We start from the raw sequence: 13,185 nt of genomic DNA, 5'->3' as shown, positions 1-13,185 counted from the left end.
ATTCGATCGTGTCATCCGCCGCGGCGACCCTGAGACCCAAGGAAATCCCTTTGGGATGCGGCAGGAAGGGAGCAGAATCGGCACTCCTCCGCCAAACCTTCATCCATGAGCATCCAGCCCGACCTCTCCGCCGCCATCGGCCACACCCCGCTGCTGCGCCTGCGCCACGCTTCCGCCCTGACCGGCTGCGAGATCCTGGGCAAGGCCGAGTTCCTCAACCCCGGCGGCTCGATCAAGGACCGCACCGCGCTGGGCCTGCTGCTGGATGCCGAGCGGCGCGGCCGGATCCGCCCCGGCGGCAGCATCGTCGAGGGCACCGCCGGCAATACCGGGATCGGGCTGGCCCTGCTCGGCGCCAGCCGCGGCTATCGCACGGTGATCTTCATGCCGGAGACGCAAAGCCGCGAGAAGATCGACGCGCTGCGCATCGCCGGCGCCGAGGTGCGGCTGGTGCCCGCGGTGCCGTACAAGGACCCGAACCACTACGCGCACCAGGCCCGCGCCCATGCCGAGGCGGCGAATGCGGCCGACCCGGGCAGCGCGTGGTTCGCCAACCAGTTCGACAACACCGCCAACCGCGACTGGCACGAGGCCACCACCGGGGTGGAGATCTGGCAGGGCGCTGGCGGCCGCGTCGACGGCTTCGTCTGCGCCGCCGGCACCGGCGGCACCCTGGCCGGCGTGGGCCGCGCGCTGAAGGCGCGTAACCCACGCGTGCGCATCGCGCTGGCCGACCCGGCCGGCTCGGCACTGGCCAGCTACGTCAACACCGGCGAGCTCATCGCCAGCGGCAACTCGATCAGCGAGGGCATCGGCTCCAGCCGGGTCACCGCGAACTTCGACAGCGCGCCGATCGACCTGGCCTGGTCGATCCCGGACGACGAATCGGTGCCGCTGCTGCACCGCCTGCTGGCCGAGGAAGGCTGGTGCACCGGCGGCTCCAGCGGCGTCAACCTGGCCGGCGCGATCCGCCTGGCGCGCGAACTCGGCCCCGGCCACACCATCGTCACCGTGCTCGCCGACGCCGGCACGCGCTACCAGGCGAAGCTGTTCAACCCGACCTTCCTGCGCGGGAAAGGCATCCCCGTGCCGGACTGGCTGGCGCGGGCGTTTCCAGCGCCGTAGGTTGGGGTGAGCGCAGCGAACCCCAACGCGTACCTTCACGGGTGGGTCGTTGGGGTTCGCTGCGCTCACCCCAACCTACGCGTGCTGTTGTTGCACCCGAACGCCTCCCACACAAGCGAATCCTGCAAGCACGCAGCCATCGCCGCTTCATGCGCGTCCTGCTAACGTGATCAGATGACTCCCCACCCCGACACGTCCGCGCTGCACACCCGGCTGCAGCGCGACGGCTTTGCCTTCGTCACCGCCGACATCATGCGCGACCTGCTGCAAGCGCAGGCCCTGACCGACTGGCCTGCGTTCGCCGCCAGCTGGAACGAGCTGGCGCCGGACACCTATCTCGCCGCCAGCGGCCGCCACCGGCGGCGCCGGCATGCCACGTTCTCCGCCGATGCCGACGGCGGCATCCGGCGCGAAGCGCATCAGCCGCACTACCAGAGCCTCAAGTACAACCCGCTGCAGGGCGACATCCAGCGCTGGTTCGAACCGGTGCTGCCGGCGTTCGCCGACGGCGCCAGCCTGCGCCGCATCCTCGGCTTCTGCCGCGACTGCTTCGGCGCGCTGGCGCCGGCCGTGCTCCGCTGGCACGTCGAGGTGCACCAGTTCCGCATCGAGGCGCGTGCCGGCGAGGCCGGCGAGCCCACCCCCGAAGGCGTGCACCGCGACGGCGTCGACTACGTGCTGGTGCTGCTGATCGAGCGCGAGAACATCGAGCGCGGCACCACCACCATCCACGCGTCGGACGGCCGCGAGCTGGGCAGCTTCACCCTCGCCCACGCCTTCGACGCGGCGCTGGTGGACGACCGCCGCGTATTCCACGGGGTCACCCCGGTCACGCCGCTCGACCCCACCCGGCCGGCCCACCGCGACGTGCTGGTGGTGACGTTCAAGGCTGCTTGAGCCCTCCCTGTCTCCGCGTAACCCGTGGAGATAGGGAACCGGCTCCGAGCTGCGCTACGCTGGCGCGTGCCTCGACCACACTGGAGACCGCATGTCCGTCGCCGCCAACCTCGTGATCGGCCTGATCGCGCTGCTGCACGTCTGGTTCCTGATCCTGGAGATGTTCCTGTGGACGCGGCCCTCCGGCCGCCGCGCGTTCGGCACCACGGCGGAGTTCGCCGAACAGTCGAAGGCGCTGGCCGCGAACCAGGGCCTGTACAACGGCTTCCTCGCCGCCGGCCTGGTGTGGGGACTGCTGCTCGGCAACGGCGGCGCCGGCTTCAGCGTCAAGCTGTTCTTCCTCGGCTGCGTGCTGCTCGCCGGCATCTACGGCGGACTGACCGCGGCACGGAAGATCCTGCTGTTCCAGGCCCTGCCCGCGGCGATCGCCCTGGTGCTGATCCACCTCGCCTGACGGCTCGCCGGCCGATGACTTCCCTTCCGCGCGAAATCGTCGGCGCACGCTTCGACCCCGCCCTGATGCAGCGCGCCCGCGAGAAGAGCTGGGCCGCGCTGCACGGCATCCGCGCGCGCATGCATCCGGGCATCAGCGAGATCGAGGCGAAAGCTGCCGCGCGCGAGGTGCTCGGCGCGCTGGGCTGCGAGCGGCTGTGGCATCCGGTGATCATCCGCATCGGCGCCAACACCGTGAAAACCTACCGGCAGGCGTCCGACCCCGGTGTGCGGCTGGGCGAGAACGACAGCTACTTCATCGACCTCGGCCTGGTCTTCGACGGCCACGAGGGCGACGTGGGCGACACCTTCATAGTCGGCCACGCTCCCGGGCGGCAGGCCTGCGCGGAGGCGGCGCGTGCGCTGTTCGGCGAAGTGGCCACGGCATGGCGCTCGCAAGAGCTGAGCGGCCACGCGCTGTATGCGTTTGCCGGCGAACGCGCCGAGGCGATGGGCTGGCGGCTCAACCACGCGATCAAGGGCCACCGCGTCGGTGACTTCCCGCACGCGATCCACCAGGGCGGCGATCTCGGCGACCTGGAAGCATCGCCATCGGGCGGTTTGTGGATACTGGAAATCCAGATCGCACACCCGACGGAACCGTTCGGCGCGTTCCACGAGGATCTGCTGACGGCGTAACGCGCCCGCTCCCTACCGGAAACCGGCGGCCGGAACCCTCCGTTTCCTCATTGAAAAAGCCCGCGCCGGGCAACATGTGAACGATCCCCTCGCTGCCTTCGCGCAGCCCCTCTCCGGAGTCCAGCCCGTGGCCCGCAAGAAACCCCTGAGCCTGTACCGCAACATCGGCATCATCGCCCACATCGACGCGGGCAAGACCACGACCACCGAGCGCATCCTCTACTACACCGGGCGCAAGCACCAGATCGTCGACGTGCACGACACCAAGGACGGCAAGGGTTCCACCACCACCGACTACATGGAGCAGGAGCGCAAGCGCGGCATCACGATCCAGTCGGCGGCGGTGACCGCCGAGTGGAAGGGCCACCAGATCAACGTGATCGACACGCCCGGACACGTCGACTTCACCATCGAGGTGAACCGCTCGCTGCGCGTGCTCGACGGCGCGGTGGTGGTGTTCGACGGCGTCGCCGGAGTGGAGCCGCAGACCGAGACCAACTGGCGCCTGGCCGACCAGTACAAGGTGCCGCGCATCTGCTACGTCAACAAGATGGACCGCATCGGCGCGAATTTCGCGCATTGCGTGAAGGGCATCCGCGAGCGCCTGGGCGCCAACGCGCTGCTGTGCCAAATCCCCCTGGGCAGCAGCGACGAATTCGTCGGCATGGCCGACCTGGTCGCCGGCGTGGGCTATCTGTGGGCCTCCGACGACAAGGACAGCGTGTGGGAAAGCGTGCCGCTGGAGCAGCTCAAGGCCCGGCTGACGTTCGGCGCCAGCGCCGACACCGCATGGATCGCCGACCTGCCGAAGCTGCGCCAGGACCTGCTGGAAACCGCGCTGGCGCTGGACGACGACGCCTTCGAGCGGCTGCTGAACACCGGCGAGTTCGACCCGGCGGTGCTCAAGCGCTGCATCCGCCAGGGCACCGTCACCGGCGCGCTGGTGCCGGTGCTGTGCGGCTCGTCGTACAAGAACAAGGGCGTGCAGCAGCTGCTGGACGCGGTGGTCGACTACCTGCCCTACCCGGGCGAGAACGGCGGCATCGCGATGGTCGACGAGGACGGCCACGTCGTCGGCGAGCAGGCCGTCACCGACGACGCGCCGGCGCGCGCGCTGGCGTTCAAGGTGATCAACGACCAGTTCGGCACGCTCACCTTCTGCCGCATCTATTCCGGCGTGATCAGGAAGGGCGACACCCTGCTCAACGTCACCCGCGGCAGGAAGGAGCGCGTGGGCCGCATCGTCGAGGTGCAGGCCGACGACACCCGGGAGATCGACGAGGTGCGCGCCGGCGACATCTGCGCCTTCGTCTCGATGAAGGACACCGAGACCGGCGACTCGCTGGCCGACCCGGCGCACCCGGCGCTGCTGGAGCGCATGCGCTTCCCCGAGCCGGTGATCAGCGTGTCGGTGGAACCGAAGAACCGCAACGACGTCGACAAGCTGTCCAGCGCGCTCTACAAGATGGTCAAGGCCGACCCGTCGCTGAAGCTCGAAGTGGACCAGGAAACCGGCGAGACCGTGCTCAAGGGCATGGGCGAACTGCACCTGGAGGTGACCATCGATCGCATGCGCACCGAGCTGGGCGTGGAAGCGAACATGGGCAAGCCCCGGGTCAGCTTCCGCGAGGCGTTCGGCAAGACCGTCGAACACACCTACACGCACAAGAAGCAGACCGGCGGCTCCGGCCAGTTCGCCGAAGTGACGATGATCTTCGAGCCGGGCGAGCCGGGCTCGGGCGTGGTGTTCTCCGACGAGGTGGTCGGCGGCCGCGTACCGCGCGAGTACATCCCGGCGGTCGAGCACTCGGTCAAGGCCGAAGCGCAGGAGGGCCAGGTCGCCGGCTACGAGGTGGTCGACTTCAAGGCGCGCCTGATCGACGGCAAGTACCACGACGTCGACTCCTCCGCGCTGGCGTTCGAGATCGCCGCGAGGCAGTGCTTCCGCGAGGCGCAGAAGCTCAGCAAGCCGAAGCTGCTGGAACCGATCATGCACCTGGAAGTGGTGATGGAGGCGGACTACCTCGGCGACGTCATCGGCGACATCAACCGCCGCCGCGGCAGCGTCAGCGACCAGGGCCACAAGGGCAGCTCCGCCTTCGTGCAGGGTTTCGTGCCGCTGGCCGAGATGTTCGGCTACATCAACTTCCTGCGTTCGGCCACCCGCGGCCGCGGCACCTTCAGCATGGAGTTCGACCACTACCAGGAGGTACCGGCCGGCATGGTGGAGAAACTGATGGAGAAGGAGGCGAAATAGCGCTTCACGCCTTGGCACGTTCCGCACCGCGGAATGCTGCATCGCAGCGCCCGCCGCCTACTCCCTCGAACATGTATGCAGGAAAAACAGGCACGCACACCCGGGCACGATCGAGCGGTAGCATAAGCCTGCCCGTAGATCCGCCTCCGCGGGCACCCGAGTGCCGGGTGGGGCACTCGCCATCTCGATCGAGGGACTCCATGAATTCTTGCCGCATGTCGCAGGCGCCGCGTGCGCCGTTCGTCCGTTTCCGTCAGCGGCCGTTGGCCGCCTCCTGCGCCGCCGTGCTGCTCGGCCTGGCACTGAGCGCTCCGGCCTCGGCCCAGCAGGTGCCGCCGCAGCCGGCGCCGCAGCCGACCGACAGCCAGGCCGCACCGGCCAGTCCCAACGCCAAGGTCGCCGACAAGAAGAACAAGAAATCCGAGAACACGGTCAGCAACCTCGACGCGGTCATCGTTACCGGCATCCGCGCCAGCATCGAGAACTCGCTGAAGGCCAAGCGGAACTCGGACAACATCATCGAGGCGATCTCCGCCGAGGACATCGGCAAGCTGCCGGACGCCAGCATCGCCGAAAGCCTGTCGCGCGTGCCGGGCCTGGCCACGCAGCGCCTGAACGGCCGCGCCAACATGATCTCGATCCGCGGCCTGGACCCCGGTTTTGCCGGCACCACGCTGAACGGGCGCGAGCAGGCGACCATCGGCGAAAACCGCGGCGTCGAGTACGACCAGTACCCGTCCGAGCTGATCAGCGGCGTGGCGATCTACAAGACGCCCGATGCCAGCCTGATCGGCCAGGGCCTGTCCGGCACCGTCGACCTGCACACGATCAAGCCGCTGGACCTGCCCGGTCCCGCCTTCGCGGTCAACCTGCGCGGCGAGCACACCACCAACGGCAAGCTCAACCCGGGCAGCGGCGTCGGCGACATGGGCCACCGCGCCAGCATCTCCTACATCAACCAGTTCTTCGACCACACCCTGGGCCTGGCGGTGGGCTTCGCCCACCTCGACTCGCCGATCCAGGAAAAGCAGTACCAGGCCTGGTGGTGGAGCATGAACAACGGCCCAGGCAGCGCCGAGGACAACTGGGGCGCGCCGCACACGCCCGGCATGCCCGACGGCGTGATCTCGCAGGAAGGCATGCAGCTGCGCGCGCAGTCGCTGAACCAGAAACGCAGCGGCCTGATGGCCGTGCTGGAGTGGGCGCCGGGCGACCACTACCACTCCACCCTGGACCTGTACCACTCCATCTTCGGCGAGAAGAAGTTCACCAACGGCGCGCAGTGGTCGAGCAACCCGTGGGACAACGTCAGCTACTCTAACGTCGGCGTCACGCCGGCGCAGCCCTACCCGATCGTCACCTCCGGCACCATCAGCGGCATCGCGCCGATCCTGCAGAACCAGTACACCAAGGAACACGACAAGCTGTTCTCCGCCGGCTGGAACAACCAGTACGACTTCGACAACGGCTGGACCGCCACCGCCGACCTGTCGTACTCCAGCGCGAAGAAGAAGCTGCACGACGCCTACCTGTTCACCGGCCTGGCCGGCGGCGCGTTCACCAGCGTCGACTTCCGCACCCCGGCCGGCAACGGCTACCCGTACTTCTCGCCGGCGGTGAACCTGGCCGACCCGTCCAAGGTGGTGTTCACCGACCCGGATGGCTACGGCTACAACGGCCGCCAGGAGTTCGATACCCAGAAGGACACCATCAAGGCGGTGCGGCTGGAAGTGAGCCACCCGCTGGGCTGGATCTTCAGCAGCATGAACCTGGGCGTGAACTACTCCGACCGCACCAAGACCAAGCAGGCCGACGTGCAGTTCGCCTGGTTGAACGGCAACGGCTCCACCAGGGACACCTACGACAACCACTTCAGCGCGCCGGTGAACCCGGCCTTCCTGTGGGCGCCGACCTCGCTCGGCTACGGCGGCATTCCCGGCATACTCAGCTACGACGTGCTGGGCGCGCTGGCGAACCAGTTCTACCTGACCGAGCGCAACGGCCAGGGCGACTGGAGCCGCAACTACACGGTGGAAGAGAAGGTCCCGGTGGCCTACGCCAAGTTCAACATCGAGACCACGCTGGGCAGCGTGCCGCTGACCGGCAACGTGGGCGTGCAGTTCGTGCGCACCGACCAGTCCTCCACCGCGCTGCAGACCAATGGCGACACGCTGGTCGGCAGCATCAACGACGGCACGAAGTACAACAACGTGCTGCCCAGCCTGAACCTGGTGGCGCACCTTACCGACCGCCAGTACCTGCGCTTCGGCTTCGCCAAGACCATGGCGCGCGGGCGCATCGACGACGAGAAGGTCGCCACCTCGGCCGGCCTGTCGAAGGTGCAGAACGGCCCGGCCGCCGGCCAGGTGCTGTGGTCCGGCAGCGGCGGCAACCCGAAGCTGAAGCCGTACGTGGCGGTGGGCACCGACCTCTCCTACGAGTTCTACTTTGGCAAGTCCAGCTACTTCGCCGCGGCGGTGTTCAACAAGAACCTGCTGAACTACATCTACAACCAGACGGTACTGGACCACGATTTCAAGAACTACATCAACAACGACCCCACGCTGACGGCGACCAGCGACAAGGGCTCGTTCACCATGCCGCTGAACGGCACCGGCGGCAAGATGCAGGGCCTGGAGTTGTCCGGTGCGCTGGAAGGCGGCCTGCTGGCGCAGGCGCTGGACGGCTTCGGCGTGCAGGCCAACTTCTCGCTGACCAACAGCAACATTCCGAAGAATTCGATCTCGTCGATCCCCGGCGGTCCCTCGACCTTGCCCGGCCTGTCGCGCAAGGTCGCCAACCTGGCGCTGTACTATGAGAAGTACGGCTGGTCGGTGCGCGTGGCCGAACGCTACCGCTCGTCCTTCACCGGCGAGGCGGTGGCGCTGTTCGACCAGCTCGGCTACACCAAGATCCTGGCCAACCGGCAGACCGACCTGCAGCTCGGCTATGCGTTCTCCGAGGGCAGCCTGAACGGCCTGTCGCTGCTGCTTCAGGTCAGCAACCTCAGCAACACGGCGGACAAGAGCGTGCAGATCTCCGGCCTGCCCAATGGCGTGCAGGTAACACGCCCGCTGGAGTACGACACCTGGGGCCGCACGGTGATGCTCGGAGTGAACTACAAGCTGTAGGCCGTCCGGCAACACGGCAGGACCATGGAACCCGGGGAGCGATCCCCGGGTTTTTCATGGGCGTCCGTCAGGCGGAAAGATGCTCGTACAGGATCACCGCGCCTACCCCGACCAGGATGACGCCGCCGATGATCTCCGCGCGCCGGCCGACCATCGCGCTCAGCACGTGGCCGAGCATGATGCCCAGCGTGACCATGCCGAACGTGCACAGGCCGATCACCAGCGCCACCACCGCGATCGGCGTGTTGACGAAGGCCAGCCCCACGCCCACCGCCAGCGCGTCGATGCTGGTGGACAGGCCGGTGATGGCGAGGCCGACGATGCCGTGCTGCTTCGCCTCGTCGACCGGCTCGCCAGAATCCGGCTTCAGTCCGGCCCAGACCATGTGCAGGCCCAGCACCAGCAGCAGGCCGAACGCGATCCAGTGGTCCCAGGCCTCGATGTAGCGCGCGGCGCCCTTGCCCAGCAGCCAGCCGAGCACCGGCGTGATTGCCTCGATCACGCCGAAGATCGCTCCGGCGCGCATGGCCTGGCTGAGCCGTGGCTTGGTCATGGCGGCGCCCTTGCCGATCGCCGCGGCGAACGCGTCGGTGGACATGGCAAAGCCGAGCAGCAGGATGGAAATGGGATTCATGGGTTGCCATTCGGTCGGGCCAGGCGCAACGGCACGACGGCGCGCCCCACCGCCGTGGCGCCGTCAGCCGTTGGTCTCGCCAACCAGGATCGGTGTCTTCGCCACGGCCGCACGGGCCGAGCATGTTGACGAAGACGCCCCGCCGCAGCGAGGCAGGCTACTCCCCAAGGGGTGTCGCGCTGGCGGCAGCACCGCCAGCGCGGCGGCAAGGTTAGCACAGCAGCGCAGGCGGTACCCGCGCGGCAGATGCAGGCGTGCGAGACGTCGCGCATACTCGGTGCTTCGTTCATGACGTCGACAGGGGATCTTGTATGAAAGCACCACGAGCACTCGGGCCCGCCGCCGCGGCCGCGCTGGTCTTCTGCGCCGGCATCGGCATGGCCCACGCCGGCAGCGCCGCCGAGGCACGGCCGGAAACCATGGCCATGCTGAAACACGCCATCGGCATCCACACCGTTCAGGGCGAGCACCAGGTGCCGGTGCTGGCCGCCTATCTGGCGGACAAGCTCAAGGCCGCCGGCTTCCCTGCCGGCGACGTGGAGATCATCCCGGTGGGCGAAACCGCCGCGCTGGTCGCGCGCTACCGCGGCACCGGCGAAGGCAGGCCGATCCTGCTGTCCGGGCACATGGACGTGGTGGCGGCCAAGCGCGCGGACTGGACCCGCGACCCGTTCACCCTGATCGAGGAGAACGGCTACCTCTACGGCCGCGGCACCGCCGACATGAAAACCGCGGTGGTGGTGCTGGTCGAAACGCTGATCCGGCTCAAGCGCGAGGGTTTCAAGCCGCGCCACGACCTGATCCTGCTGCTGTCCGGCGACGAAGAGACCACCATGGCCTCGACCCGCGAGCTGGCGAAGCGCTATCACGACGCCGAATTCCTGCTCAACGCCGACGCCGGCGGCGGCACCCTGAATCCCGATACCGGCAAGCCCGCGCTGTACCAGATCCAGGCCGCCGAGAAGACCTATGCGGACTTCCGGATCGGCCTGACCTCGGCCGGTGGGCACTCCAGCGAACCGAACAACGACAACGCGATCTACCGGCTGGCGCGCATCATCGACCGCGTCGCCGGCTACCAGTTTCCGCCGCTCAGCAACGAGATCACGCTCGCCTCGCTGCGTGCGCTCGGCGCCCACACGCCCGGCCCGCTGGGCGCGGCGATGACCCGCTTCGCCGCCCGCCCCGACGATGCCGCCGCGGCGGCCACCATCTCCGCCGATCCCGCCTACGTCGGCCAGATCCGCACCACCTGCGTGGCGACCATGCTCAACGGCGGCCACGCGCTCAACGCACTGCCGCAGAGCGCCAGCGTCAACATCAACTGCCGCATCTTCCCGGGCACGCCGGTCGACAGCGTGCGCGACACGCTGGTCAAGGTGATCAACGACCAGTCCGCCACCGTCACCGTGCTGCCGCCCCCGCCGGTGGAAAGCCCCGCCTCGCCACTGCGCCAGGACGTGATCGCCGCCGTCACCGCCGCCGTGCACGCCCGCTTCCCCGGCGTCGAAGTGGTACCCGGCATGTCCGCCGGCGCCTCCGACAGCATGTACTTCCGCAACGCCGGCGTGCCCAGCTACGGCATCGATGCCGCCTTCACCAAGCCCGACGACACGTTTGCCCACGGGCTCAACGAGAAGCTGCCCGCTTCGGAGGTCGAAGCCGGGCTGGAGTTCTGGCATCGGGTGTTGGTGCAGTTGGCGAAGTGACGTAACTGGCAGAGCCGGCGTCATGCCGGCTCCCGATCTCGGACAAATGTCGGAACGGCCGAACCTGACTCCGTGCTCATGGAGCGGCATGCGACCAGCCGCCACGAACCTCGGCGGAATTCATTCAAGTTATCATCGGATGATATATAGTCATGTCAAAGGAAGACGTGGGACTGGAAACGCTGCTGTTGCTCAACGGCGAGATCTACGATCAGGGAAACGGTTACTGGATCAAGATCGAGGCATGGCGTATCGAGGCGAACGAGCATGTGCCACACGGCATACGCTACGCGCTGACATTGCATGATCGCTACGGCACGCGGTTGCTCGGTTTCGACAATGCGCATGTCGTCAAGCCACCGAAGCGCAAGCGCCATGCAGGCCGGCGTCTGGCCTACGACCATCGACATCGTCACGTCAGCGACAAGGGCATACCGTACGAATTCACCAGCCCGCAGCAATTGCTGGAGGACTTCTTCAACGAAGTCGATCGCGTACTTGAGGAAACGAAATCATGAAAAAGCTGGTCATCGGCATCGCATCCCAACAAGCCATCCGCGCCCGCGCACTGGCCATAGCGCGCGGCGATCATCAGCCACGCCCCAACGAGCCGAAGATCTGGTTCACCTCCATGCGCTCGCTGGCCGAAGTGCTGTCCGACGACAACCGCGCGTTGCTGCGTGTGATCAGGGAGCAGAAGCCCGAATCACTGAGCCAGCTCGCCGAGTTCACCGGGCGCGCGCCCAGCAATCTTTCACGGACGCTCAAGACGATGGAACGCTATGGTCTGGTCGAAATGCGCCGCACGCTGCGTAACGTGCAGCCCATCGCCACGGCCAGCGAATTTGTGATTCAGGCGGCGTGAAGTCGACGATTTAAATGAACTTGGCCCCTTTATTCTTTGCCGCTTGACTCCAGAGTCGGGCATCACAAGCTCTCGTACAGGAGTGTTCGTGAAGACGATTGGCCTTATCGGCGGTATGAGTTGGGAATCGACCGTTACCTATTACCGTCAGATCAACGATACGATCAAAGAGCGCTTGGGCGGTCTGCATTCGGCAAAGGTCGTCCTCTACAGTGTTGACTTCCACGAGATTGAGCGACTTCAGCGCGCCGGTGACTGGGAAGCTGCCGGAGTCATTTTGGCCGCTGCTGCTCGCTCACTTGAGGCAGCTGGTGCAGCCTTCTTGATACTGTGCACAAATACGATGCACAAGGTGGCCTCCACCATTGAGGCGGCCGTCTCCATCCCACTGCTTCACATTGCCGATCCAACGGCCGCCGAAATCAGACGGGCGGGCCATTCAACCGTTGGCCTAATCGGTACGCGGTTCACCATGGAACAGGCCTTCTACCGTGACCGCTTGAGTATGCGTCACGGCCTTCGGGTCATCGTTCCCGATGCGGAGGACCGTGAGACTATTCACCGCATCATTTACGAAGAGCTGTGTTTGGGAAACATCAAGTCGGAGTCTCGCGGCGAATATCGAAGAATCATGGGAATACTCGCGTCCCAGGGCGCACAAGCCATCATTCTTGGGTGTACGGAAATATCGCTTCTGGTCAACCAGCAAGACTCCGAGGTCCCTCTGTTCGACACTACCGCCATTCACGCACGCACAGCCGCCGACGAGGCTCTATCCCGGGAGTGAACGGGGCCAGGTTGGAGTTACCAACGACCATTCTTGGCCGAATCGAGATATCCGTACACTTGGGAATGGCGTTCAAGGGAGAGGCTCTGGCGATCGGCTCTTCCGCCACCGCGCAGCGGTGGCGTACCAAGTTGCGCGCCAGGATGGCGCGCTGCTCTACCCGAGGCCCCTGTGCGGGAGTGAGGTGGGGACGACAGGCCCCGCAGGGGGAATCGGCAGGATGCCGATTCCTTTTCACCAGCACAGGAATGTTCTGTCGAAAAGCCCGGCCCGCCTCACGGACTTGCCGCCCATGGATGGGCGGCAAGCGCCAAGCGGGGTGTCGTTTTCTCTTGGGTACTTCTCTTTTGGGCAAGCCAGTACTGTCCGGGGAAATTGCTCGGCGATCTCAGTAAACGATTGATCATGCGATAAAAAATGACAGCTCCGGGGTGTTAGCGATTTCAACCATGCAGGCCTCAACCTGGACGACCTCACGGGGAGGGCGTCGCCATGCACGAAGGCCAGTTTGTGTTCACGCAGCTCATGCGGCATCTGCCTATGCATACGTTCCGACGCCTCGTCGCGAAGTACGACGGCGATCGCTACGTGAAACGCTTTGGCTGCCTCGACCAGTTTTTGTGCATGGCCTTCGCTCAGCTCAGCGGAC

12 protein-coding genes are annotated in these 13,185 nt (G+C 66.6%); 11 read left to right on the top strand and 1 reads right to left on the bottom strand.

Annotation, left to right across the window (positions count from 1 at the left end):
* Positions 1–105: 105 nt before the first annotated feature.
* The 6 genes from RHOOR87_RS0115215 (at position 106) to RHOOR87_RS0115190 (ending at position 8,541) form a co-directional block, all read left to right on the top strand.
* Positions 106–1,125: a cysteine synthase A gene (locus RHOOR87_RS0115215; RefSeq protein WP_007510777.1), complete on the top strand. Its 1,020-nt coding sequence runs from the start codon at positions 106–108 to the stop codon at positions 1,123–1,125.
* A gap of 174 nt (positions 1,126–1,299) precedes the next feature.
* Entirely contained in the window at positions 1,300–2,022 is a 723-nt protein-coding gene (locus tag RHOOR87_RS0115210) for a 2OG-Fe dioxygenase family protein (protein WP_015446834.1), read from the top strand.
* Positions 2,023–2,113: 91 nt separating this feature from the next.
* Positions 2,114–2,476, top strand: coding sequence for a DUF1304 domain-containing protein (locus tag RHOOR87_RS0115205; protein ID WP_007510794.1), 363 nt, complete (start codon positions 2,114–2,116; stop codon positions 2,474–2,476).
* A 14-nt stretch (positions 2,477–2,490) separates the two neighbouring features.
* Positions 2,491–3,153: a M24 family metallopeptidase gene (locus tag RHOOR87_RS0115200; RefSeq protein WP_007510796.1), complete on the top strand. Its 663-nt coding sequence runs from the start codon at positions 2,491–2,493 to the stop codon at positions 3,151–3,153.
* A 127-nt stretch (positions 3,154–3,280) separates the two neighbouring features.
* Complete coding sequence (fusA, locus tag RHOOR87_RS0115195; RefSeq protein WP_027485484.1) at positions 3,281–5,410, top strand: elongation factor G; 2,130 nt, start codon at positions 3,281–3,283, stop codon at positions 5,408–5,410.
* A 215-nt stretch (positions 5,411–5,625) separates the two neighbouring features.
* Positions 5,626–8,541 (top strand): TonB-dependent receptor, encoded by a 2,916-nt coding sequence (locus RHOOR87_RS0115190; protein ID WP_085999882.1) that lies wholly within the window; start codon positions 5,626–5,628, stop codon positions 8,539–8,541.
* Between the two features lie 67 nt (positions 8,542–8,608).
* On the opposite strand, the gene RHOOR87_RS0115185 is transcribed toward RHOOR87_RS0115190, so the two are convergent.
* The gene (locus RHOOR87_RS0115185) at positions 8,609–9,175 is read right to left on the bottom strand and encodes a manganese efflux pump MntP family protein (RefSeq protein WP_007510803.1); all 567 of its coding nucleotides are present in this window, start codon (positions 9,173–9,175) and stop codon (positions 8,609–8,611) included.
* Between the two features lie 311 nt (positions 9,176–9,486).
* On the opposite strand from RHOOR87_RS0115185, the gene RHOOR87_RS0115180 reads away from it, so the two are divergent.
* The 5 genes from RHOOR87_RS0115180 to RHOOR87_RS19965 all read left to right on the top strand — a co-directional run.
* Positions 9,487–10,884 carry a M20/M25/M40 family metallo-hydrolase gene (locus RHOOR87_RS0115180; protein ID WP_015446831.1) on the top strand — a complete coding sequence of 466 codons (1,398 nt, stop codon included), beginning with the start codon at positions 9,487–9,489 and terminating at the stop codon, positions 10,882–10,884.
* A gap of 167 nt (positions 10,885–11,051) precedes the next feature.
* Positions 11,052–11,402, top strand: a complete 351-nt coding sequence (locus RHOOR87_RS0115175; protein ID WP_231381806.1) for a DUF6516 family protein — start codon at positions 11,052–11,054, stop codon at positions 11,400–11,402.
* Entirely contained in the window at positions 11,399–11,749 is a 351-nt protein-coding gene (locus RHOOR87_RS0115170; protein ID WP_015446829.1) for a helix-turn-helix domain-containing protein, read from the top strand. Before RHOOR87_RS0115175 ends, RHOOR87_RS0115170 begins: the two co-directional genes overlap by 4 nt.
* Before the next feature lie 88 nt (positions 11,750–11,837).
* Positions 11,838–12,536: an aspartate/glutamate racemase family protein gene (locus RHOOR87_RS0115165; protein ID WP_015446828.1), complete on the top strand. Its 699-nt coding sequence runs from the start codon at positions 11,838–11,840 to the stop codon at positions 12,534–12,536.
* A gap of 492 nt (positions 12,537–13,028) precedes the next feature.
* On the top strand, positions 13,029–13,185 hold a 157-nt coding region (locus RHOOR87_RS19965; protein ID WP_155950953.1), incomplete at its 3' end, for a DUF4372 domain-containing protein.

Origin of the sequence: Rhodanobacter sp. OR87, assembly GCF_000473345.1 — a bacterium.
Taxonomy (GTDB): domain Bacteria; phylum Pseudomonadota; class Gammaproteobacteria; order Xanthomonadales; family Rhodanobacteraceae; genus Rhodanobacter; species Rhodanobacter denitrificans.
Note: the sequence above shows the minus strand (reverse complement) of the source record. Positions and strands in the feature narration are given on the sequence as shown.